Annotated in this window: 18 protein-coding genes and 2 pseudogenes; 10 read left to right on the top strand and 10 right to left on the bottom strand. The window is 63.2% G+C overall.

All coding sequences use genetic code 11. The features are described from left to right. Positions 1–30: 30 nt before the first annotated feature. Entirely contained in the window at positions 31–858 is an 828-nt protein-coding gene (locus NKI69_RS03525; RefSeq protein WP_023812290.1) for a phosphate/phosphite/phosphonate ABC transporter substrate-binding protein, read from the top strand. Here NKI69_RS03525 and NKI69_RS03520 read toward each other — a convergent pair. The 3 genes from NKI69_RS03520 to NKI69_RS03510 all read right to left on the bottom strand — a co-directional run bounded on the left by NKI69_RS03520 (position 823) and on the right by NKI69_RS03510 (position 6506). Then, on the bottom strand, positions 823–2178 hold the full coding sequence (locus tag NKI69_RS03520) for a M24 family metallopeptidase (RefSeq protein WP_023812289.1): 1356 nt from the start codon (positions 2176–2178) through the stop codon (positions 823–825). The two genes, NKI69_RS03525 and NKI69_RS03520, sit on opposite strands and share 36 nt — an antisense overlap. 9 nt (positions 2179–2187) lie before the next feature. Next, positions 2188–4758, bottom strand: a complete 2571-nt coding sequence (locus NKI69_RS03515; protein WP_023812288.1) for a GcvT family protein — start codon at positions 4756–4758, stop codon at positions 2188–2190. 170 nt (positions 4759–4928) lie between these two features. Further along, positions 4929–6506, bottom strand: a complete 1578-nt coding sequence (locus NKI69_RS03510; protein WP_023812287.1) for a trimethylamine methyltransferase family protein — start codon at positions 6504–6506, stop codon at positions 4929–4931. A 252-nt stretch (positions 6507–6758) separates the two neighbouring features. On the opposite strand from NKI69_RS03510, the pseudogene NKI69_RS03505 reads away from it, so the two are divergent. From NKI69_RS03505 to NKI69_RS33520, 7 genes and pseudogenes are all read left to right on the top strand, one after another. Further along, positions 6759–7933, top strand: a pseudogene (locus tag NKI69_RS03505) (MFS transporter). Positions 7934–8078: 145 nt separating this feature from the next. After that, on the top strand, positions 8079–9251 hold the full coding sequence (locus NKI69_RS03500) for an MFS transporter (protein WP_023812286.1): 1173 nt from the start codon (positions 8079–8081) through the stop codon (positions 9249–9251). Positions 9252–9312: 61 nt separating this feature from the next. Beyond that, a complete protein-coding gene (locus NKI69_RS03495) occupies positions 9313–11385 on the top strand; it encodes a prolyl oligopeptidase family serine peptidase (RefSeq protein WP_023812285.1) in 2073 nt (690 codons plus the stop codon). Between the two features lie 256 nt (positions 11386–11641). After that, a complete protein-coding gene (locus tag NKI69_RS03490; protein WP_128303967.1) occupies positions 11642–13021 on the top strand; it encodes an aspartate aminotransferase family protein in 1380 nt (459 codons plus the stop codon). Between the two features lie 143 nt (positions 13022–13164). Then, complete coding sequence (locus tag NKI69_RS03485; RefSeq protein WP_023812284.1) at positions 13165–13530, top strand: hypothetical protein; 366 nt, start codon at positions 13165–13167, stop codon at positions 13528–13530. Positions 13531–13611: 81 nt separating this feature from the next. Next, positions 13612–14256, top strand: coding sequence for a cytochrome c oxidase assembly factor Coa1 family protein (locus NKI69_RS03480; RefSeq protein ID WP_023812283.1), 645 nt, complete (start codon positions 13612–13614; stop codon positions 14254–14256). A gap of 75 nt (positions 14257–14331) precedes the next feature. Continuing rightward, positions 14332–14665, top strand: a pseudogene (locus NKI69_RS33520) (glycine cleavage T C-terminal barrel domain-containing protein). Between the two features lie 330 nt (positions 14666–14995). Here NKI69_RS33520 and mmsB read toward each other — a convergent pair. The 3 genes from mmsB to NKI69_RS03455 form a co-directional block, all read right to left on the bottom strand. Continuing rightward, on the bottom strand, positions 14996–15880 hold the full coding sequence (gene mmsB / locus NKI69_RS03465; RefSeq protein WP_023812281.1) for a 3-hydroxyisobutyrate dehydrogenase: 885 nt from the start codon (positions 15878–15880) through the stop codon (positions 14996–14998). Between the two features lie 87 nt (positions 15881–15967). Next, a complete protein-coding gene (locus NKI69_RS03460) occupies positions 15968–16336 on the bottom strand; it encodes a four helix bundle protein (protein WP_023812280.1) in 369 nt (122 codons plus the stop codon). A 22-nt stretch (positions 16337–16358) separates the two neighbouring features. Beyond that, positions 16359–17528 (bottom strand): isobutyryl-CoA dehydrogenase, encoded by a 1170-nt coding sequence (locus tag NKI69_RS03455; protein WP_128303971.1) that lies wholly within the window; start codon positions 17526–17528, stop codon positions 16359–16361. A 148-nt stretch (positions 17529–17676) separates the two neighbouring features. On the opposite strand from NKI69_RS03455, the gene NKI69_RS03450 reads away from it, so the two are divergent. Together NKI69_RS03450 and NKI69_RS03445 are read left to right on the top strand one after the other, a co-directional pair. Beyond that, positions 17677–18291 carry a dimethylsulfonioproprionate lyase family protein gene (locus NKI69_RS03450; protein ID WP_128303972.1) on the top strand — a complete coding sequence of 205 codons (615 nt, stop codon included), beginning with the start codon at positions 17677–17679 and terminating at the stop codon, positions 18289–18291. Then, the gene (locus NKI69_RS03445; RefSeq protein ID WP_352720073.1) at positions 18291–19763 is read left to right on the top strand and encodes a cobyric acid synthase; all 1473 of its coding nucleotides are present in this window, start codon (positions 18291–18293) and stop codon (positions 19761–19763) included. Before NKI69_RS03450 ends, NKI69_RS03445 begins: the two co-directional genes overlap by 1 nt. Positions 19764–20039: 276 nt before the next feature. On the opposite strand, the gene NKI69_RS03440 is transcribed toward NKI69_RS03445, so the two are convergent. The 4 genes from NKI69_RS03440 to NKI69_RS03425 form a co-directional block, all read right to left on the bottom strand. Beyond that, entirely contained in the window at positions 20040–20468 is a 429-nt protein-coding gene (locus NKI69_RS03440) for a VOC family protein (RefSeq protein WP_502900146.1), read from the bottom strand. A 36-nt stretch (positions 20469–20504) separates the two neighbouring features. Then, on the bottom strand, positions 20505–21335 hold the full coding sequence (locus tag NKI69_RS03435; protein WP_352552450.1) for a helix-turn-helix domain-containing protein: 831 nt from the start codon (positions 21333–21335) through the stop codon (positions 20505–20507). Between the two features lie 102 nt (positions 21336–21437). Continuing rightward, complete coding sequence (locus NKI69_RS03430; RefSeq protein WP_127268806.1) at positions 21438–21608, bottom strand: hypothetical protein; 171 nt, start codon at positions 21606–21608, stop codon at positions 21438–21440. Positions 21609–21660: 52 nt separating this feature from the next. After that, complete coding sequence (locus tag NKI69_RS03425; RefSeq protein ID WP_352720068.1) at positions 21661–22446, bottom strand: TSUP family transporter; 786 nt, start codon at positions 22444–22446, stop codon at positions 21661–21663. Positions 22447–22526: the final 80 nt, after the last annotated feature.

Below are 22526 nucleotides of genomic sequence, written 5' to 3'. Positions count from 1 at the left end.
TTTTTCCCGACATGATGATTTGATATCGGCATGAGTGAATTGGTTGCGGCGTTGCCGATGTATGATTGGCCCGAAGTGCGCGGCGAGGTCGACGCGCAATGGGTGCTGCTGCGCGATGCTTTCCGGGGAAAGGGCATTGACGCGCCGGAAACCATCGCGCGTCGCAATGGTGACCTGCCGCCGGTGCCGGGCGGAATTCGTGATGCTGCCGGTGCATTGATCGCACCCGATCCAGCGACATTGCCGCCGGACGAACTCGATTTTCACAGACTGTGGCTGCACCCGGCGCTGCTGTTCGCGCAGACCTGCTGGGGGCCGATGGAACTCGGCCTGTCCAGGCATGTGCAGGTGGTCGCCCAGCCAAGCTACGACGCCTACGAAGGCGGGCAGGGCGAGCTCTATTCCAGCGCTATCGTCATGCTGGCGGATGGCGCGCCGTCGGTTGCCTCGCCCAATGACGGCAGCCCGCTGGTCCCACTCGATCGCATCCGTGGCAAGCGCTTCACCTTCAACAGCCTCGATTCGATGTCGGGGTTCCTCGGTTTGACGCGCGACCTGGAGGCGATGGGCGAGAGCCTTGACCTCTTTGCCTCGCGCAGCGAAAGCGGTGGGCACCGTTCCTCGATCGTGGCAATTGCCGAGGGCAAGGCCGATATAGCGGCCATCGACTGCGAGAGCTGGGCACTGGCGCAGCGTTTCGAGCCGGCGGCGAAAAAGGTGGTGGTCATCGGCTGGACCGGGCGGCGCAAAGGCCTGCCTTACATCACCGCCGCGGTGACACCGGAAAAGACGGTTGGGGCGTTGCGCGAGGCCCTTGCCGGGCTAGCCGAGCAGCCTCGCATCCAACGGGTAGGTTGAGAGCTGTTCGTTGCCGGTCTCGGTAATCAGGATCTGTTCCTCGATCTTGACGCCTTCGCGCCCGCCAAGCCGGCCGATATAGCTTTCCACGCACAGCACCATGCCCGGTTCCAGCACGCCGTCCGGCGTGTCCGATGTCCAGTCGCTGGCATGCGGTAGTGTCGGATACTCGTCGGCCAGGCCGACGCCATGATAGAGCACGCCGTATCGCGTCGGGAAGCAGTCTCCCGGTGGCACGGCCGAGCGCTCGACGAGGTCGCGAAACGAGATGCCCGGCTGCATCAGTGCCGTGTTGTGCTCGATCTGATCGGCGGCGATACGGAACAGGTCGCGCTGTTCATTGGTCGGCTTTGCATCGCCGCACAGCCATGTCCGCGACAGGTCGGCGCAGAAGCCGTAGGGGCCGATAAGGTCGGTGTCGAAGGCGACGAGGTCGCCTGATACAATCTTGCGTGACGAGCATTCCTGGAACCATGGGTTGGTGCGCGGACCTGACGTCAGCAGCCGGGTCTCGATCCATTCGCCGCCGCGCGCGATGTTGCCGCGATGCAGTTCCGCCCACAACTCATTTTCGGAAATGCCAGGCTTCAGCGCCTGTTCCATTTCGCCCATCGCCGCCTCGCAGGCGACGATGGCGCGGCGCATGGCGAGGATTTCGTCAGGCGACTTGATCAGCCGCGCATTTTCCATCACCGCTTCGCCATTGCCGATGGAGATACCAAGCCGCGCCAGTTCCTCGACGCCTTCCGGGTTGATGTGATCGACGGCGATGCGGCTGTTGCCGCCGCCATGCTCTTTCACCAGATCGGCGATCCCGGCGGCCCAGCGGCGGACTTTTTGCTCGGTCAACTCGCCGCTATAGAGGTACATCCACGACACCGCCGGCCGCACCTCGTCGACGACGCCGGAATGATCGGACAGGTGCTCGCAGGAAAAATAGTCGAACAGCACCACCGGGCCGTCGGTGGCGACAAAGCAATGCCGCGTCGGGTTGTGCGCCACCCACAGCTGCATGTTGGTCGAGTCGGTGGCGTAGCGGATGTTGACGGGGTCGTAGAGCAGGGCGCCGGCATAGCCGCGCCGCTTCAGCTCGGCGCGGATACGCTCCAGCCGGTATTGACGCATGGCAGGCAGATCGGGCGCGGCAATGCCTGCCGCGGCCCATTCAGCTTCGGCCTGCGCGCCATAGCCCAGCACATGCTGGTTGAGCGAAGCCGCCTTCCGGCGGGAGGCGTCGCGGAGGGCCTCGATCGAGCCTGGCTCGAACGGCATGATCTTGCGATGGCGGCCAAAGCTGCCCTTCGGCCCCGCGCTGTCCATGGTCGAACCTCAGGTCCGCATCTTCTCGCCGCTCGGGTCGAAAGGCGCTTCGACGTTGATGCGGGCCGGCCGGCGGTGTCCGAGGATCTCGATCTCGAACAGGCCCGCGCTTTCGTCCTCGGCAAGAGCCGCCGGCACATAGCCTTGCGCCATCGACTTCTGCACATAATGCGCATAGCCGCCCGACGTGACCCAGCCAACCACGCGCCAGTCGCCGTCGACGATGCCGCGCACGGCGGACGCGCCTTCGGCAGCCTTGGAGCCGCGTATTTCCTTGCCGCCCTTGTCGAAGCGTGGCGCGCCATAGCCATGCGGCTTTTCCACCGTGCCGTAGTCCTTGCTGACCTTGGCCCAGATCGGTTCGTCGCCCATGACGTCGGCGTCGGCGGCATCGACGATGAAGGAGACGCGGCGCAGCTTCGGACCCTCGACCTGTTCCTTGGCGGCAGCCTCGCGGCCGATGAAGTCGTTCTTCTCCAGTTTGATGAAGCGGTCCATCGCCCCTTCGAACGGGCCGTAGATCGGCCGCAACTCGCGGAACCAGGTCGGAAAATTCTTTTCGAGGCGCATGGAGAGCAGCGCGCGCATGCCGAAATCGACAAGGCCGAATTCCTCGCCGGCGTCCTTGATCGCTTTGTAAACCAGGCGCTCGTAGGCCGGCACCATCCAGATTTCATAGCCGAGGTCGCCGGTGTAGGTGATGCGGTTGACCATGCAGGGCGCCCCGCCAACCGCCATCTCGCGGAAATCCATGAAGCGGAAGGCTTTTGTCGAGACGTCGACATCGACCAGTTTCTGCAGCAAGTCCCGTGATTTCGGCCCGGCGATCGACAGGCCGACCAGGGTCTGGTCGAAGCGGTGGATGCGCACCGTTCCGTCCTTCGGCAGGTGCTTCTCGAACCAGCGCATGTGGTATTTCTGCGCCGCCGACGAGCCCCAGATCATGAAGCGGTCTTCTGCCGCCTTGGCGATGGTGAAGTCGCCGATCAGCTTGCCGAATTCGTTGAGCATCGGCGTCAACACGATGCGGCGGGTCTTCGGCATGCGGTTGGTCATCAGCCGGTTGAGGAAATCCTCGGCCGCGGGTCCCGAGACTTCGTATTTGGCAAAATTGGCGATCTCGGTGACACCGACACGCTCACGCGTGGCGCGCACTTCCTCGCCGATCGGCCCAAAATCGTTGGAGCGGTGGAAGGAGACGATATCCCTGGGTTCCTTGCCTTCAGGTGCGAACCAGAGCGGTGTCTCAAGTCCCCAGCTGTCGCCCATGACGGCGTTGTTGGCCAGCATCGTGTCGTAGAGCGGGGTCGTCTGCGCCGGGCGTGCCGCCGGGAGTTCCTCATTGGGGAAGCGGATGGAGAAGCGGCGCGAATAGTTTTCGCGCACCTTGGCGTTGGTGTAGCGCAGGCCTGCCCATTCGCCGAAACGGGTGACATCCATGCCCCAGACGTCGAAGCCGGGATCGCCATGGACCATCCAGTTCGACAGCGCCAAGCCGACGCCGCCGCCCTGGCTGAAGCCGGCCATCACGGCGCAGGCGCACCAGAAATTGGTCAGGCCCTGCACCGGGCCGACCAGTGGGTTGCCGTCGAGCGCGAAGGTGAAGGGGCCGTTGATGATCTGCTTGATGCCGGCCTTCTCGATGCCGGGGAAATGCTTGAAGCCGATTTCCAGCGACGGCGCGATGCGATCGAGGTCCGGCGGCAGCAATTCATGGCCGAAATCCCACGGCGTGTTGACCGGCGACCACGGCTTGCAGGCCTTCTCATAGGTGCCGAGCAGGATGCCGTTGCGCTCCTGGCGGGTGTAAATCTCGCCCTTGAAGTCGAGCACGCCGATCATTTCGCGGCCGGTCGACTTGTTGAACTCCTCGACCTCCGGCATCGGCTCGGTCAAGAGATACATGTGCTCCATGGCCAGAACCGGCAGCTCGACGCCGACCATGCGGCCGATCTCGCGCGCCCACAGGCCGCCGCAGTTGACGACATGCTCGGCCTTCACCGTGCCCTGTTCGGTGACGACGTTCCAGGTGCCGTCGACCTCCTGTGTCAGTTCCACAACGCGATTGCGCAGCACGATCTCGGCGCCGAGTTTTTTTGCCGCCTTGGAGTAGGCGATGGTGGTGCCCGACGGATCGAGATGGCCTTCCACCGGATCCCACATGGCGCCGACGAAATTGGTCTCGTCCATCAGCGGAAACATCGCCTTGGCTTCGGACGGGGTGATCAGCTCTGTGTCCATGCCGAGATAGCGGCCCTTGGCGTGAGCCAGCCGCAGGAAATCCATGCGCTCTGGCGTATCAGCCATCATCACGCCGCCGGTCAGGTGCAGCGAGCAGGACTGGCCGGATATCTCCTCGATCTCCTTGTAGAGCTGCACCGTATAGGCCTGCAGCTTGGCGACGTTGGGGTCGCCGTTCAGCGTGTGGAAGCCTCCCGCCGCATGCCAGGACGAGCCGGAGGTGAGCTCCGAGCGCTCGATCAGCATGATGTCGGTCCAGCCGGCCTTGGCCAGATGGTAGAGAACCGAGCAGCCGACGACGCCGCCGCCGATGACAACCGCTTTTACGTGAGATTTCATCTAGATAAGTCCGTTTTTGAAGAGATTGAATCGGATGACCCCTCCGGGGGGAGAGGAAGGGCGCCAGCCGGCATAAGCTCGCGCCTTCCCTCTCCGCCGTCGATTGGAGGAGAGGTGTCGAGCGCAGCTCGACGGAGTGGGGGTCGACTGTTCATCAACAACACGGCCGATCAAAAATCGGTCGGCGCGCCGCCTTCGGACCGCCGCTTGGCGACGAAGGCGTTGAGTTCCTCGCGGATGGCCGGGTCCATGTAAGGCTCCTCATAGGACGCCAGCCGCTCCTTCCAGACCTTGTTGGCCTTTTCGAGCGCCGTCGGCGAGCCGGCTTCCGCCCAGGTCTCGTAATTGCGCCAGTCGGAGAGGATCGGCGAGTAGAAGGCGGTCTTGTAGCGGTCCTGCGTGTGCTGCGTGCCGAAGAAATGGCCGCCAGGGCCGACCGACTGGATGGCGTCGAAGCCGAGTGCCTCTTCGGAAAGATCGAGGGGGGTCAGGAATTCGGCGACCATCTGCAGCAGGTCGATGTCCAGGATGGTCTTCTCGTAGGAGCAGCGCAGGCCGCCCTCGAGCCAGCCGGCGGCATGCATCATCAGATTGCCGCCGCCCTGGATGGCGCCCCACAGCGAGAACACGCTTTCATAAGCCGCCTGCGCGTCGACCGTGTTGGCGGCGCAAGTGTTGGAGGTGCGGTAGGGGATGTTGTAGCGGCGGGCAAGCTGGCCGCCGACAAGCTGCGCCTTCATGTATTCCGGCGTGCCGAACGCCGGCGAACCGGACTTCATGTCGACATTGGAGGTGAAGCCGCCATAGCCGACGGGCGCGCCCTTGCGCACCATCTGGGCGAAGGCGATGCCGGCAAGCGCCTCGGCGTTCTGCTGCACCAGTGCGCCGGCGATGGTGACAGGCGCCATGGCCCCCGACAGGGTGAACGGCGTGACGACGACGACCTGGCCCTTGCTCGACATCTGGATGATGCCTTCCATCATCGGCACATCGAGCTTGAGCGGCGAATTGGTGTTGATGATGGTGAAGACGGACGGCTCTTCCAGCATCTGCTCGTGGCTGATGCCGCGCGCGATCCTGGCGATCTCGATGCCGTCGACATTGCGCTCCTTGCCGAGCGAATAGATGTGGAACACCTTGTCGGTCAGCACGCTGAGATCGCGGATACATTCGAGGTGGCGGACGGACGGATGGATATCGGTCGGCTCGACCGGGTAGCCGCCCGTGCAGTTCAGGATGTTGTGCATCTGCGCAAGCTTGAGGAAGTTGCGGTAGTCCTGCTGGTTGCCGGGCCGGCGGCCGCGATCGATGTCGGAGCAATTGGGCGCTGACGCCATCATCGAGATGATCACATTGTTGCCGCCAAAGCGCACATTGTGAGCGGGATTGCGGGCATGGATGGTGAACTCCGACGGGCAGTGCGACACCAGTTCCAGGATCATGTCGCTGTCGAAGCGCACCCGTTCGCTGCCGTCGCGCACATCGGCGCCATGCGCCTTCATGATGCTGCGGGCCTCGTCGTGCAGCACGTCGACGCCGATTTCCCGCAGCACGCGCAGGGAAGCGAGGTGGATCGATTCCAGCTCGTCGTCGGAGACCAGCCTGGTTGGCGCCAGCGGGTTCTTCAGCTGGCGAAAAGCCGGCTGCTCGAACGCGGCCGAGCCGCCGGCGCGCTTTCCGGCGCGGCCGCCGCGACGGGCGCGGTCAGTGGCCAATGCCGGTTCCAAGGGTTGTAGGGCGGCGGTCATGATGGTCCTCGTAGGATGCGATAGCGGGCGGCATAATGGACCGGCGGCTGCCCAGCCATTGCGGAGGCGGCGACCACTAGGGCGAGGGAAGCGACATGTCGGAACGGCAGTTGCGCGGCCACGACATCGGCCTGATCCCGCCGCCTCGTTGGCTTAAGCGGATTTCGGCGGCCGGCCCTTCCTTTCCCGGGATCGAACCGATAGCTACTCGGCTTGCCGGCCGGATGGCCAGCAGTTCATTTGGATGGCAGCATGGTCGCGACCGGCTCGAGCGAAGGCGAAGCAGGAACGCAATGGGCAGCGCTTGCCGGCGTCACCGCGGCACTTGCCATGTTCGGCGCTGCGCAGGGGTTGAGCTCGCCGCTGTTCACGCGCTGATGCGGAAACAGGGCATGTCGCCGGCGCTGATCGGCTTGTCGGCGGCGATGATACCGCTCGGGCTGATCCTTTCGGCTTCCTTCGTGCCGGCCGCGGTGCGGCTGGTCGGTGGGCGCAACCTGGCGGTCGGCTGCTCGCTGATCGGCGCGCTCTGCTTCCTGGGCATCGGCTATCTGCAGGACTGGGTGGCCTGGTTCGTCATCCGCTTTATCATCGGCGTCGTCATCAACCCGCTCTACATTCTCGGCGAGGTGTGGGCACTGTCGCTGGCGCCGCCATCGCGGCGCGGCAGGGTGATGGGCGTGTTCAACACGCTGATGGGCGCCGGTTACGCCGCCGGACCATTCGCGCTGACCCTGCTCGGTACGTCGGGCTGGGCGCCCTTCATGGTCGGCGTCGCCGGTTTCGCGCTCTGCGCGGTGATCCTGCACGCGGTCTCGTCTAAGCTCACCGGTTTCGAGGATGACGGCCAGCCTGCCAGCGGCCTCGTCGGCTTTGCCAGGATGGCGCCGGCGCTGCTGCTTGCCGTGCTTGTCTCGGCGGCGGTCCAGCAGAGCACCTATGCGCTGGTCCCCGTCTTCGGCGCCAGCTACGGCCTGGCCGAAGCCGTTCTGGCCTCGCTGGTGATGGCGCTTTCCCTCGGAAACATCCTGCTGCAGATACCACTCGGTCTTCTGGCGGAGCGTTTTGGCGCACGCGCCATGATCATCGTCTGCGCGCTGGCAACAACCGTTTGCGCGCTTTTGCTGCCTCTGCTGATCACAACGCCGTTGATCTGGGTCGTGCTGCTGGTGATGGGCGCGGTCGGTTACGGCGTCTACACCATGGCATTGGTCGAACTCGGCAGCCGGTTCAAGGGCTCTGTGCTGGTCGCCGGCAACGCTGCCTTTGCACTGATGTGGGGCATCGGTGGCATCGTCGGCCCACCCGGTGCCGGCCTGCTCATGCAAGGCATCGGCCCGCTCGGGCTGCCGGTCGTGATCGCCGGCCTCGACGCGGTGCTGGTGATGTTCGCGCTGTACCGGTCGTCCGTGCGCCGAGCTTCCTGACGAGCCCAACCTCCTGACAGGCCCAACCTCCTGACAGGCCCAACCTCCTGACAGGCATTGTCCGGAGAAAGCCGTTTTCCCCTGCCAGGGGCTTACCACCACGTTGCTCAATCGCTAATCCTGCAGCCTCGATAGCGGTGCGCACATGAATTTGGTTGAATCGAACAAGGACGAGACGATGCAATGGGCAGCGATCACCGGTGTGATCGCGACCGTCTCGGTGTTCGCCATCGCGCAAGGGTTGTCCTATCCGCTGCTGAGTTTCATCCTGCAGCGCCAAGGCGTTTCGCCCGCGATGATCGGCTTGTCGGCAGCCATGACGCCGATTGGTTTCATCCTGTCGTCGCCATTGATCCCGGCGCTGGCGCGGCGGTTCGGGGCAGGGCGCACGGCGCTTACCTGTGCGGCCCTTTCGGCTGTCGTGCTGGCGCTGATCGGCTGGACGCAAAATGTTTATTTGTGGTTTCCGCTGCGCTTCCTGATCGGCGTGGTGACCAACCCGCTCTATGTGCTGAGCGAAATCTGGGTCATCGCGCTGGCGCCGCCGGCGCGGCGAGGGCGCGTCATGGGTGTCTATTCGACGATCATCTCGGCCGGTTTCGCGGCCGGGCCGCTATGCCTGCTTGCAGTCGGCACCGAGGGCTGGCCGCCCTTCCTCGTCGGCATCTCCGCCTTCGTGCTGTGCGGCATCTGCCTGGGCTTGGTGCTGCCGCGCTTGCCCAAGGTCGACGAGGCCGGGCATCAAGTTTCCGTCCTGGGTTTCGTGCCGCTGGCGTGGCTGCTTTTGTTTGCCGTCATAGTCGCCGCCGGTTTCGAACAGGGCGCGCTGGCGTTGCTGCCTGTCTATGGCACCCATCACGGCATTACCGAGATCCGCATGTCGGCGCTGCTGTCGGTGATGATTGCCGGCAATATCGCTATGCAGGTACCGCTAGGCCTGCTGGCGGAAAGGCTTTCCGCGCGCCTGGTGCGGCTCGCCTGCGTCGCGATCACGGTGCTCGGCTGCGTCCTGCTTCCGCTTCTCATCGAATCGCCGCTCATCTGGCCAATGATCTTTGTCTGGGGCGCGGTTTCCTACGGCATCTACACGATGTCGATCATTGAGCTCGGCGAACGCTTCACCGGCTCCGCACTGGTTGCCGGTAATGCGGCCTTTTCCTTGATGTGGGGCGTCGGCGGTATCGCCGTGCCGCCGCTGGCGGGCGGCGCGATGGATATTTTGGGTGCCGGCGGGCTGCCGATCACGCTTGGGCTGCTGTGCCTGGCGCTGGCTATTGCTAGCCTCGCTGGTCGGCGGAAAGCCTCAATCGTGCGCTGAGAATATCGATACAGCCTGTCGGCGTTGGCCTTTTCAAAGCAACGCGTTTATCGGAGACCTCATGACCAAGCCTGCCACCCAGACGCCGAATTCCACCCCCTCGACCGACGATCCCTTCCTCTGGCTGGAGGACAGGACGGCCAAGCAGTCACTGGACTGGGTACATCGCCAGAACGAGGTCACGGTTGGCGAATTGCAGGGCGATCCGTCCTATCAGGCGTCGTTCCAGACCGCGCTCGACCTGATGACGGCCGAGGACAACATCGCGGTCGGCGCGGCAAAAGCCGGCCATGTCTACAATTTCTGGCAGGACAAGACCAATGTGCTCGGCCTCTGGCGCCGCACGACCGTCGCTTCCTACAAGACCGAGAAGCCCGACTGGGAAACGATCATCGACTTCGACCAGCTTGCGGCGAAGGAGGGGGTAAAATGGGTTTTTGGCGGCGCAAGCCGACTCTATCCGGACTTCAACCGTTGCCTGGTGAGTATGTCGCCGGATGGCGGCGACGCCAGCGAGATGCGCGAATTCGACATCGCGACCAAGTCGTTTGTCGAGGGTGGGTTTCGTGCACCCGCTTCCAAGTCGGGCTTCAGCTGGCTGGATAAGGACACCTTGATTGTTTCGGCCGCTTTCGACGAGGCCGACAAGACCGAGTCCGGCTATCCGCGAGTCATAAAGCTGTGGAAGCGCGGTACCAAGCTGGAAGACGCGACGCCGATCTTCGAGGCGCAGAAAGAGGATCTCGCCGTTGGTGCCGCTGTCGAGTACGACGGTGACAGACGTTATCTGGTCCTGGCTCGAACGCTGAATTTCTTCGCTTCGCACATCTTCCTTCGGCTGCCTTCCGGCGAAAACAAACAACTGCCGCTACCGGACGACATGACCGATACGGCAATATTCAGGGATCAGCTCGTGTTCGGCGTACGCAGTCCATGGACGGCGCCCGACGGCACGGTTTGCAAGCCCGACGGCCTCTATTCGCTGGATCTCGCGCACTGGGTCAAGATCGGCGCGCTCGGACCTGTCGAAACCTTGTTCGAGCCGGCATATCGCGTTTCCATAGCCGGCGTTGCCCGCACGCGGGACCGGCTGTTCATCAGCCTGATGGACAATGTGCGCGGCAAGGTCGTCGTCTGCGAGCGCAAGGATGGCAACTGGTCGCTGAAACCGGTGGCGCTGCCCGAAAATGGCAATGTCGGCATCAGCCATGCCGAGCAGTTCGGCTCGAGCGTGTCCTTCTCCTTCACCGATTTCCTGACGCCGAGTTCGATCATCTGGTCTGACGACAATGGCGAGACGCTAGAAACCGTGAAGTCGCAGCCGGCGCGTTTCGATGCCTCGCCGCTGATCTCGGAACAGTTCGAGGCGCGCTCCAAGGACGGCACGATGATCCCTTATTTCGTCGTCAGGCGGCGCGATCAGAAGGGGCCGGTGCCGACGCTGCTTTACGGCTATGGCGGTTTCGAAGTGCCGCTGCTGCCCGGCTATGCCGGCGTGCGCGGCAGGCTATGGCTGGAAAAGGGCAATGCCTATGTGCAGGCCTGCATCCGTGGCGGCGGCGAGTTCGGCCCGGCCTGGCATCAAGCGGCGCTCAAGGGCAATCGCCAAAACGGATTCGATGATTTCGCAGCGGTCGCGCAGGACGTCGTCAAGCGCGGCATCGCGACAGCAAGCTCACTCGGCATCCAGGGTGGTTCGAATGGCGGCTTGCTGACCGGCGTTTCCTTGACGCAGCATCCCGAGCTTTTCGGCGCCGTCATTATCGAGGTGCCGCTGCTCGACATGCTGCGTTACGCCGAATTGCCGCCCGGCGCCTCGTGGATGGCCGAATACGGCGATCCGTCGAAACCCGAAGACGCGAAGTGGCTTTCAGCCTACTCGCCCTACCAGCATGTCGACGCCGCTGCCGCCTATCCGCCGGTGCTGCTGACCACATCGACCGCTGACGATCGGGTCCATCCCGGCCATGCGCGCAAGATGGCCGCCCGCCTGCAGGAAGCCGGCCATGCCAGGACGCTGTTCTTCGAGGAGACCGAGGGCGGCCATGGCGGGCGTGGCGACCGCCGGCCGCAGGCGGCGCAGACGGCGATGAAATATGTCTTCCTGCAGAGGGCGCTGACAGCCAAGGCCTAGACTCATTCCGTTATGGGCCAAGCAAAGGGTGGTTCTCCTCGACCAGCCTTTGCTCTAAGATGGCTTCCATGGCTCTCGTCAGGATGTTGATTGACGCATTTGAGGCTCGCGCATTGCGGGTCGCGGTGACGCCGTCACCGCGTACGCTGCGCGCCGAGCTTTTGCGGCTGTGCGCCCGCATCGGCTATTCGCCACCTCTCTGCCTCTGAAGCATTCGCCCCGGCTTGCCGGATAGAATCCAGAGGAAAGATCAGACATGACCTATCAGAATTATTCGCTGAAGCAGCTTCAGCAGATCGACGCCGCGCATCATCTGCATCCGTTCACCGACCACAAGGAAATGCGCGGGGCCGGGTCGCGCATCATCACCCATGCCAACGGCCCTTTCATCTACGATTCCGAAGGGGCTGAAATCCTCGACGGCATGGCCGGGCTGTGGTGCGTCAACATCGGCTATGGCCGTGACGAGCTGGCCGACGCCGCCTATGCCCAGATGAAGGAACTGCCTTATTACAACTCCTTCTTCAAATGCTCGACGCCGACGCCAGTGCTGCTGTCCAAGAAGCTGGCGGAGATCGCGCCGAAGCACGTCAACCAGGTGTTCTATGGCTCGTCGGGCTCGGAGGCCAACGACACGGCCCTGCGCCTCGTGCGCCACTATTGGGTGCTGGAAGGCCAGCCGGAGAAGAACCGCATCATCTCGCGCAAGATGGCCTATCACGGCTCGACCGTTGCCGGCACCTCGCTCGGTGGCATGGATGGTATGCACAAGCAGCTCAACGGTGCGGTGCCCAACATCGTCCATGTGATGATGCCCTACGCCTATGAACTGGCGCTGCCTGGCGAGAGCGATCATGATTTCGGCCTGCGCGCGGCCGGGGCTGTCGAGGAGGCGATCCTCGAAGCCGGCGCCGACAAGGTTGCCGCGTTTATCGGCGAGCCGGTCATGGGGGCGGGCGGCGTGAAGATACCGCCGGCAAGCTACTGGCCGGAAGTGCAGCGCATCTGCCGCAAATACGATGTCCTGTTGATGCTGGACGAAGTCATCACCGGTTATGGCCGCACCGGCGAATGGTTCGCCGCCCAGACGCTCGGCATCGAGCCCGACACGATCACCACCGCCAAGGCTCTGACCTCGGGCTATCAACCGCTGTCGGCATTGCTGGTTGGCGACCGCATCGCCTCGACGCTGGTCGAGAAGGGCGGCGAGTTCAACCATGGCTACACCTATTCCGGCCACCCGGTGGCCTGCGCCGTGGCGCTGAAGAACCTCGAGATCATCGAGCGCGAAGGGCTGGTCGACCGCGTCAGGAACGACACCGGTCCTTATTTCGCCAAGGCGTTGCAGGAGCGCATTGCCGGACATGATCTGGTCGGCGAGGTGCGTTCGATCGGACTGATGGGCGCGATCGAGATCGTCAAGGACAAGGCGACCAAGGAGCGGTTCCTGCCGGCTGGAAGTGCGGCGGTGACCGTGCGCGATCATGCCATCGCGCACGGCATGATGCTGCGCGCTACCGGCGACACGATGATCCTGTCGCCGCCGCTGATCTGGACCCGCGATACGATCGATATGGCCTGCGATCGCATCTCGAAGGCGCTGGATCTGGCGCAAGCCGATCTGCGCAAGCGGTAGAACTCGACCCCTCGGCTGGGCGCTCCTCGGCGGGAGCGCCCAGCCTTGAGGCCATGCTGACGCGGGGAGCGAACGAATTCCACCACAAGCGCGTAGTGTGTGGGGCTGCGGCTGATTCGGCCGCGACAAGGGGTTTTGTTTCCATGAGAAAGACCGGCAAGAGCCGACGGACGCAAGAAGCGGCCAGCATCGGCGGCGACCTGATGCTGGCGCCGCTGGTGGCGATGATGCGGCTGCCGTTGATGACCATGGATGGCGGGAGCAGCCAGCCATGGAGCACGGAGACCGCGCGTGCGGTAAACGAGAAGACCGCCGCTATGGCCGAAGGCGTGTTTGCGGCGCAAATGTCCTTCCTGCAATCGGCATCGCGGTTCTGGCCGGAAATCTTTTCCGGCCGCACGCCGTCGCTGTTCAACGGGGTCGCGGCGGAGCGCTCGATCAGCGCCGCGCTGAAGCCGGCAAGCCGTGCCGTGAAAGCGAATTTTCGCCGGCTGTCCAACAAGACCTGACAGAAGTTGCAGAACTTTGATTTTGCGCATTGACGGGCGCATGCGCTAGAATCAGTCGGTACGTCACCGATGGGGGACACGATGGCCGGACAACCGCTCAACCAGCCGGCTGAAATTCCAGCCGAACTCGACCGCTGGAACTGGGGCGCCTTCTTCCTCAACTGGATCTGGGGCATCGGCAACAGCACTTTCATCGCGTTGCTGGCGCTGATCCCTGTCGTCAACATCATCATGATCATCGTCCTGGGCGCGCGCGGCAGCCGCTGGGCTTGGCAGAACCGCGCCTGGCGTGACGCGGAACAGTTTCGCAAGACGCAGCGCAACTGGGCAATCGCCGGCCTTGCCGTCTGGGTTGTCGGGATTGGCGGCTGCGCGACGATGGTGGGCAGCATTCCCTACGTCCTGAAAGGCAGCGATGCCTATCACATGACGATGGACAGGCTTCGCGCCGACGACCGCGTCAAGGCGGCGTTGGGTGATGATTTGACCGACAGTTTCTGGGTCGGCGGCCATCTCAACGTCAATGCAAATGGGGCCGGCGACGCCCAGTTCGGCATTCCGGTCCACGGCGCCAAGGGCAAGGGCACGGCCTATTCGACCGCTGTCCGGACAGCCGGCACATGGAGCTTGCGCCTGCTGGTCGTCAGGGTCGAGGGAACCAATGCGCCGATCGTGCTGATCAACGAAGATCATGTCCCGATCCCGAATGCTGCAATCGGAATATAGCTGGGCAAAACGCAAAAAAAGCAGCCTAAACACGGGCGCGAATTGTCAGCCTGGGAGAGCGGCCTCGACCGATTCATGAGCCTCGACAAAGGGGACTTCATCGGCCGCGCGGCACTGGTCGCAAAACAGAAGCAGGGGGCGGCACGCCGGATCGCCACGCTGTCGATCGATACGGACGGTGCGAGCGCGTTCGCCTTCGAGGGCGTCTACCGCGAAGGCGAGCTCGTCGGCCACATCACCTCTGCGGGCTACTCCTACACTTTCGGTCGACATCGCACTTGCGCTGTTGCCCCTGGAACTTGTGTCGCCCGGTATCGAGCTCGAGGTGTCCATCCTCGGCGAGCGCCGCGCGGCCAAGGTGATCGCGGACTCGCCCTATGATCCGGAAGGTGCCCGCGGGCGCATGTGAGGCATCCCGGAGTACAGTTTCCGGGTTATCGATGTCTCAAAACGTGCTGCAGGGCAAAACGCAAAAACCGCGCTCCATCAGGAACGCGGCTTTGCCAGATACGCATGGCGCTTCGCTACGCAAACACTTTGCGAAACTTATGGCACTTGTCGAAACTTACGGGCTCCGGTACGCGAGACCTGATCCGGAGCGCCGGGCGGATGAGATATGTCCGCCTCGCAGTCCGTTTTATAGGGACATCGTTACCGCGGAGTTATCGAGAGCTTAAGCAAATCTAAATTTGCATTTTTTCCACCGAAGGAAACCGGAAAAACCCGCCAAATCCAAGGGTTACGCTGGGTTACCCCTGAGAAAATTAATTATGCCGGAGAAATCGACGCCGCCATGTCCCTGGGCGTTGAACAAGGCATAGAGCTGGGCTGCTTCGGCACCAAGCGGCGTTACAGCACCCGCACTTTGCGCGGCTTCCTGGGACAATTCCAGGTCTTTCAGCATCAGTGCTGCTGCAAATCCTGGGTTGTAGTCCCTGTTTGCGGGCGAAGTCGGCACCGGGCCGGGCACCGGGCAATAGGTGGTCAAGGACCAGCATTGCCCCGACGAGGTTGAGGCGACGTCGAACAGCGCCTGGTGTGACAGGCCGAGCTTTTCCGCCAGCACGAAGGCTTCGGCGACACCGATCATCGAAATGCCGAGGATCATGTTGTTGCAGATCTTTGCCGCCTGGCCGGCGCCGTCGCCGCCGCAATGGACGATGCGGCCGGCCATCGGCTTCAGGATCGGCTCCGCGGTTGCAAAGGCGTCATCGGAGCCTCCGGCCATGAAGGTCAGCGTGCCGGCTGCGGCACCGCCGGTGCCGCCTGAGACGGGCGCATCGATGGATAGCAGGCCGTGTTTGGCGGCTATGGCGTGCACCTTGCGCGCCGACTCCACATCGATGGTGGAGGAATCGATGAACAGCGCCCCCTTTTTCGCCTTGGGCGCGATGTCTTCGTAGACGGAGAGCACATGCTTGCCAGCGGGAAGCATCGTAATCACCACATCGGCATCCTTCGCTGCGGCAACGGCATTGGCCATCACAGTCACGCCATGCTCTCGGGCGACGGTGAGGCTTTCCGGCACAAGGTCGAAACCATTCACCGCATGCCCCGCCTTGACCAGGTTAGCGGCCATCGGATTACCCATGTTCCCTAGGCCGATGAAGGCAATGGTGCTCATAATGGTGCTCCGTGATTTGGGCTAGGCAGTAGGCAGTAGGCAGTAGGCAGTAGGCAGTAGGCAGTAGGCAGTAGGCAGTAGGCATGTCTATTCCGGTGTAAGTCTGACAATGAGTTGGCGAAGCATTTTGCCGATGCCCTCGGTCGATATCAGCAAGTGATCAGCTTGATCATGCGTGGCAAGGCCAATGCGTTCGGCGATCTGGAGGTGTGTCTCGAACTCCTTCAGCGAGCCTTGGGCGATCCGGAGAAATTGCTGATAAGAGCCTCTGTTGTCTCGACCATAACCTTCGGCGATGTTTGCAGGGATAGAGGTCGCTGAACGGCGGATTTGGCTGGTCAACCCGTACAATTCTTCCTTGGGCCATGCCTTGGTCAAAGAATAGGTGGCGACAGCCAGATCCATCGCCTGCTGCCACACGATAAGATCCTTGTACGAACTGATCTTGCCGGTCATCTCACTGCCTACTGCCTACTGCCTACTGCCTACCAATCAGCGCCCGCGCGATGATGACGCGCATGATCTCGTTCGTGCCTTCCAGGATCTGGTGTACCCGCAGGTCCCGCACCAGCTTCTCGATGCCGTAGTCATGCAGGTAGCCATAGCCGCCGAGCAGCTGCAGTGCGTCGTTGGCGACGTTGAAGCCGGTATCGGTGACGAAGCGCTTGGCCATCGCCGACCATTTGCCGGCATCCGGCGCCTTGCTGTCGAGCTTCGAGGCGGCGGCATAAAGGAAAATACGCGCCGCCTGCAGCTCGGTCTCCATGTCGGCCAGTCTGAACTGCAGCGCCTGGAACTGGTTGATCTTCGAGCCGAAGGCCTTGCGCTCGGCGGTGTAGGAAAGCGCCTTGTCGAGCGCCGACTGCGCGCCGCCCAGCGAACAGGCTGATATGTTCAGCCGGCCGCCGTCGAGCCCGGCCATGGCGATGCCGAAGCCCGCGCCTTCGCCGGACAAAAGGTTTTCCGCCGGCACCTTGCAATCCTCGAAAATCACCTGGCGGGTCGACTGCATGTGCCAGCCCATCTTGTGCTCGTTGGCGCCGAAGGAGAGGCCTGGCGCGTCTTTCGGCACGATGATGGTGGAAACGCCTTTCGGCCCCTCGGCACCGGTGCGCACCATGACGGCGTAGACATCGCTGTCGCCAGCGCCGGAGATGAACTGCTTGGTGCCGTTGAGGACATAGTCGTCGCCGCTCCTGACCGCACGGGTCTTGAGCGCCGCGGCATCGGAGCCGGAGCCGGGCTCGGTCAGGCAGTAGCTCGCCAGCCATTCCATCGACGTGAGCTTGGGCAGGAAGCGCTGGCGCTGCTCGTCATTGCCGAAACGGTCGATCATCGAGGCCACCATGTTGTGGATCGAGATGAAGGACGAGAAGGCCGGATCGGCGTGCGCAAGCGCCTCGAAGATCAGTACGGCATCGAGCCGGCCGAGCGCGGAACCACCGACGTCATCGCTGATATAGATGCCACCAAGGCCGAGCGGCCCGGTCTCGCGGATCACGTCGGCCGGGAAATGCTTGTTGCGGTCCCAGTCTAACGCATTCGGCGCGACACGGTCTGCGGCGAAGGCCTGCGCCATCTCCTGGATGGCGCGCTGCTCCTCGTTAAGTTCGAACTGGCTGGTGCTCGCATCGACCGCGGCGTCCATGGCGTGCTCCTAATCTTCGACCTGTTGGCCTGTCGTTTTTGGCTTTGCGCGCGCACCAATCTAGACCAATGATGCCGCCGCGCAACCCGAGCCTATCAACCGGCCATTTGGGGAGCGGCTGTGCATCAATGCATGTCCGGAGCACAATGTGACGACAAAATTCGATGAACTGCTGGGCCGGTTCCACGCATACCTTGCGTCCGTGGATCACGCCTTGGTGCGCGAAGCCGTGGCGCGCATTGGCTGGGACATGCCGGCCCGCACGCTGGAGCCACATCCGCTTGCCTGCCAGCGCCATCTCGAGCGCGCGGCCGAGCTGGCGCCGCCGGATGCCAAGCCGCTGGTGCAACTGCTTGCCGAGCGTCGCAATGATTTTCGCTGGGGGCAGACTTATGGCGAGGCCGATTTCGGAAAAGAGTTCATCGACAATTACGGCTGGCTGGAAGTGTTTGGCACCCGAGGCCATTTCGCCAATGACGCGGTCGCCGCCGGCCTGCTGATCCTTGGGCCGGATATCGTCTATCCCGACCACCATCACGTTGCCGAGGAAATCTACATTCCGCTGACCGGCGGCACCGAATGGCGCATGGGCGAGAGCGGCTTTTGCATGCGCACGGCCGGCGAGGTCGTCCACCACGCGTCCAACGTCAATCATGCCATGCGCACCGGCAAGGAGCCATTGCTAGCGCTCTACATCTGGCGCGGCGGGCCGCTGGCGGCAAAATCGAACATCACTGGAACCGTGGCGCAGGGCAGGGGCTGATGGCCAGAGCGATCATGCTGCAAGGCACGGGTTCCGATGTCGGCAAGACGGTGCTGGTCGCCGGCCTCTGCCGCGCGGCAAAGAACCGTGGTCTGAAGGTGCGGCCGTTCAAGCCGCAGAACATGTCAAACAACGCCGCCGTTGCCGATATCCCCGGCGATAAAGCCGGCGGCGGTGAGATCGGCCGCGCGCAATGGCTGCAGGCGATCGCTTGCGGCGTCGCGCCATCGGTCCACATGAACCCGGTGCTGCTCAAGCCGCAGACCGATGTCGGCGCGCAGGTCATCGTGCAGGGCAAGGTGTTCGGCGAAGCGCGGGCGCGCGACTACCAGGCACTGAAAGGCCGGCTGATGGATGCCGTTCTGGACTCCTGGGGCAAGGTCGGCGAGGGCGCCGATCTGGTCATCGTCGAGGGCGCCGGCTCGCCGGCCGAGATCAACCTGCGCAGCCGCGACATCGCCAATATGGGCTTTGCCACGCGCGCCGACGTGCCGGTGGTGCTGGTCGGCGACATCGATCGCGGCGGCGTCATCGCTTCGGTCGTCGGCACGCATCTGATCCTGCCGGAAGAGGACCGGCGCATGATCGTCGGCTACCTCATCAACAAGTTTCGCGGCGACGTTTCGCTGTTCGACGACGGTCTGAAGTCGATCGAGACATTCACGGGATGGCGCTGTTTCGGTGTCGTTCCGTGGCTGAAGGCGGCGGCACGCCTGCCTTCGGAAGATTCGGTGGTGCTGGAACGGCTGGCGTCCGGCGAAGCGCGCGCGCTGAAGGTGGCGGTGCCGATGCTTGGCCGCATCGCCAATTTCGACGATCTCGACCCGCTCAAGGCCGAACCGCAGGTCGAGGTGGTGTTCGTGCCGCCGGGAAAGCCGCTGCCCGCCGATGCCGGGCTGGTGGTCATTCCTGGCTCGAAGTCGACGATCGGCGATCTCCTGAAATTCCGCGAGAACGGTTGGGATCGCGACCTTCTCGCACACCGGAAGCGCGGCGGTCATGTCGTCGGTATCTGCGGCGGCTTCCAGATGCTCGGCCGCATGGTGCGCGATCCTGACGGCATCGAAGGCAGCGTCACCGAGGCCGAAGGGCTCGGCCTGCTCGACGTCGAAACGGTGATGGAACCGGAAAAGACGGTGCGCAACGTCAGCGCCCGCTCGGTGCCGTTCGACCTGCCGCTCGAGGGCTACGAAATCCATCTCGGCCGCACCACCGGACCGGATACGCTGCGGCCGTCGGCAGTCATCAATGGTGTCGATGACGGCGCAGTGTCTGCCGATGGCAAGGTGATCGGCACCTATATGCACGGTCTGTTTGGCGCCGATGGCTTTCGCGGGAAATTCCTCGAAAGCCTCGGCATCAAGGGCGGTGGCATCGACTATCGGGCCGAGGTCGAGCGGGCCTTGGACGAGGTCGCAGCCGAGCTGGAGACCCATCTCGACTGCGACGCGATCTTTGCGCTGGCTCGATAGAGCCCGTTTGGCGAACCACCTTGGCAACTAGCGATAAACGCCCATCACGTCGTCATCCACGGGCGGAGCAAGGAGCGTAGCGACGCGCCGCAGACCCGAGGATCCATGCCGCGACTTCGAAGCGTTGCTTCGGTGCAGAATTCTGCTCCGTTGCACTCTTTGGTTGAGGTCACGGCATGGATACCAGGGTCTCCGCGACGGAGCTTCGCTCCTGCTTCGCCTTGGTATGACGAAGTTCGGACGCTTTCGCCGACTTCAAGCGCTGGCGATGGTCGTTCAGGCCCTTTCGCTTCCCTTCGGCCAGTAGGTGCCGAAGGACCAGACATTGCCTTCCGGGTCGCGGCAGATGAATTCGCGGCTGCCATAGTCGCGGTTGGTCAATTCCTGGATGATCGTGGCGCCGGCCTTCTTGGCCTTGGCATAGGCGGCATCGGCATCATCGACTGCAATGTAGATCGACTTGCCGCCGCCTGAGCCGGGCTCGCCGACCATCTTGCCGTAGTCGTCGTCGCGCACCGTGCCCAGCATGATCATTGAGGAGCCGAAGACCAGTTCGGCATGGTGCACGACATCGCCTTCGCCATGGCGGGCCCGGACGCTGAAGCCGAAAGCCTCGCCCAGCCAGTCGATCATTTTTGCCGCGTTCTTGTAGCGCAAAGCGGGGTAAAGCCGCGGCGCTTCAGTGGTGGTTGGTCGATAACCCACCCTGCTCAAAGGCCGTTCCAGCGTCTTGAAGAAATGTTACCTGACTGAAAGCGAGGTTGGCGTCTCGCCGGCAAGATCACGAAACTCGCGCACGAGATGCGCCTGGTCGGCATAACCGCAATCGGCGGCGATATCCGCCCAGTCGGCGGTCTGCTGCCTCGACAGACCGAGCGCGCGGTTGAAGCGCACGATGCGCGACAGCGTCTTGGGGCCGATGCCGATGGCGTTGGAAAAACCGCTGGCGAGATGCTTGCGGCTCCAGCCCAGTCTTTCTGCAATCGATGAAATGCGGGTCCGGCCTCCGGACGTGATGATACGGTCAAAGGCCCAGGCGATTTCGAGCGGCGTCTCTGCGGCATTCTCGAGACGGGCGGTGACGAAGGCTTCGGCCACGTCGAAACGCGTGGCCCAGTCCGGCGCGTTGCCAAGCCGTTCACGCAGCGCCATGCCTTGCGCGCCAAGCACGTCGTCGAGGGCGACCATGCTGTCAGCCAGCTCGCTCATCGGCAGGCGGAAGAAACGGCGTGCGCCAAGCGGCGTGAAGTTGACCTGGACGCAGCAGGCGCCGCCGAAGGATTCGATCACCACCGGTCCGGCATAGAGACCGGCGGCGAAACTGGCGAAGCGGTCATTGTCGCCGGGCGCCTTGCCGAGGCCGATGGCGAAGGGTTCGGCGAAGCTGATGACCAGCGGTACGGTGAGCGACGCGTATTCGACGTTGCGCATATGGCCGGGCGCCATTTCGCGATAGCCGCAAATGTCTGACACAATGCCCTCAAGTCGAGGGTCGGGCAGGCGCCGGCGCATCTCGAACCGCCCGGCGACGGATCGGTCCTGCTCTTGCTGGGGTTGCATATCGACGGGCATTGGCCATCCTTGCGCCAAGTCAAATCTAGCAGACTCGAGGCCGGAATCAAAAGCGCCCGGCTTTTGGCCGGGCGCTCCTCGTCCCCACTTCAAGGGAAATGGTCAGGCGCCGCGCATCAAGCAGCCGCCGGCAAGCACGATGAAAGCGATAAGAACAATCCACACCGATGCGAGTGGAATGAACGCAAGAACGCCAAGCGCGGCGAGTGCGCCGATGATGGCGATAACAACGGAAATGATAAAAACGATCTGCGTAGGTGCGCTAAGATTCATGTGTGGCTCCTCCAACATGATTCGAACAGCGGCATTCTATCAGGGCGCGTGATCACACACCAATCAGGGCGCGCAGTCGGTTCGCCGGGTCGGCCAGCAGCTTCACAGCAAGCGCCAGGCACACGATTACCAGCAGCGGCTTGATCAGTTTTGCGCCGATGCGCATGGCCAGGCTGGCGCCGACGCGGGCGCCGAGGAACTGGGCAACGCCCATCATCAGGCCGATCTTCCAGTAGACGACGCCGAAGGCCGCGAAGACGATGAAGCCGCCGATGTTGGAGGCGAAGTTGAGCAGCTTGGTATGCGCCGTCGCCTTGAGCACGCCATAGCCGGCAAGCGCCACGAACGCCAGCATGTAGAAGGAGCCTGCGCCCGGTCCAAACAGGCCATCGTAGAAGCCGATGGCGGGCACAAGGATCAGTCCGAACAGGAAGGGCGACAGCCGCTCGGCGCGGTCGATGTCGTTCATGTTGGGCTTAAACGCGAAGTAGAGCGCGATGGCGATCAGCACAATAGGCAGGGCAGCCCGCAGAATGTCACCCGGCACGATCGTTGCCAGCAAGGCGCCGATGGCGCTTCCGACAAGGGCCAGAAGCGCCGACGGCAATTGCCGGCGGAGGTCGACATGACCCTTCGATGCGTAGTGGATGGTCGCCGAGCCCGAACCGAACATGCCCTGCAGTTTGTTGGTGGCGAGCGCCTGGACCGGCGTGAAGCCGGCAAGCAGCAGCACCGGCACCGTGATCAGCCCGCCACCGCCGGCGATCGAATCAACAAAGCCCGCGGCAAAGGCGGCGAAGGCGAGCAGGGCGACGGTCTGGATGCTAAGGTCGATCATCTGATGTATGGGGGTGTCCGGCCGGCTGAAATATCGGGCGTTCGACCACGGCCGCCCTGTTTGCGCAAGGTCCATTCCGC

Origin of the sequence: Mesorhizobium sp. M0491 (genome assembly GCF_040321265.1) — a bacterium.
In the GTDB taxonomy this organism is placed as follows: Bacteria; Pseudomonadota; Alphaproteobacteria; order Rhizobiales; family Rhizobiaceae; genus Mesorhizobium.
Note: the sequence above shows the minus strand (reverse complement) of the source record. Positions and strands in the feature narration are given on the sequence as shown.

What these genes read in the sequence shown, in the direction of transcription:
- NKI69_RS03525 (WP_023812290.1), top strand. Translation starts at nt 31, where the DNA reads ATGAGTGAATTGGTTGCGGCGTTGCCGATGTATGATTGGCCCGAAGTG.
- NKI69_RS03520 (WP_023812289.1), bottom strand. Translation starts at nt 2,178, where the DNA reads ATGGACAGCGCGGGGCCGAAGGGCAGCTTTGGCCGCCATCGCAAGATC.
- NKI69_RS03515 (WP_023812288.1), bottom strand. Translation starts at nt 4,758, where the DNA reads ATGAAATCTCACGTAAAAGCGGTTGTCATCGGCGGCGGCGTCGTCGGC.
- NKI69_RS03510 (WP_023812287.1), bottom strand. Translation starts at nt 6,506, where the DNA reads ATGACCGCCGCCCTACAACCCTTGGAACCGGCATTGGCCACTGACCGC.
- NKI69_RS03500 (WP_023812286.1), top strand. Translation starts at nt 8,079, where the DNA reads ATGAATTTGGTTGAATCGAACAAGGACGAGACGATGCAATGGGCAGCG.
- NKI69_RS03495 (WP_023812285.1), top strand. Translation starts at nt 9,313, where the DNA reads ATGACCAAGCCTGCCACCCAGACGCCGAATTCCACCCCCTCGACCGAC.
- NKI69_RS03490 (WP_128303967.1), top strand. Translation starts at nt 11,642, where the DNA reads ATGACCTATCAGAATTATTCGCTGAAGCAGCTTCAGCAGATCGACGCC.
- NKI69_RS03485 (WP_023812284.1), top strand. Translation starts at nt 13,165, where the DNA reads ATGAGAAAGACCGGCAAGAGCCGACGGACGCAAGAAGCGGCCAGCATC.
- NKI69_RS03480 (WP_023812283.1), top strand. Translation starts at nt 13,612, where the DNA reads ATGGCCGGACAACCGCTCAACCAGCCGGCTGAAATTCCAGCCGAACTC.
- mmsB (WP_023812281.1), bottom strand. Translation starts at nt 15,880, where the DNA reads ATGAGCACCATTGCCTTCATCGGCCTAGGGAACATGGGTAATCCGATG.
- NKI69_RS03460 (WP_023812280.1), bottom strand. Translation starts at nt 16,336, where the DNA reads ATGACCGGCAAGATCAGTTCGTACAAGGATCTTATCGTGTGGCAGCAG.
- NKI69_RS03455 (WP_128303971.1), bottom strand. Translation starts at nt 17,528, where the DNA reads ATGGACGCCGCGGTCGATGCGAGCACCAGCCAGTTCGAACTTAACGAG.
- NKI69_RS03445 (WP_352720073.1), top strand. Translation starts at nt 18,291, where the DNA reads ATGGCCAGAGCGATCATGCTGCAAGGCACGGGTTCCGATGTCGGCAAG.
- NKI69_RS03435 (WP_352552450.1), bottom strand. Translation starts at nt 21,335, where the DNA reads ATGCCCGTCGATATGCAACCCCAGCAAGAGCAGGACCGATCCGTCGCC.
- NKI69_RS03430 (WP_127268806.1), bottom strand. Translation starts at nt 21,608, where the DNA reads ATGAATCTTAGCGCACCTACGCAGATCGTTTTTATCATTTCCGTTGTT.
- NKI69_RS03425 (WP_352720068.1), bottom strand. Translation starts at nt 22,446, where the DNA reads ATGATCGACCTTAGCATCCAGACCGTCGCCCTGCTCGCCTTCGCCGCC.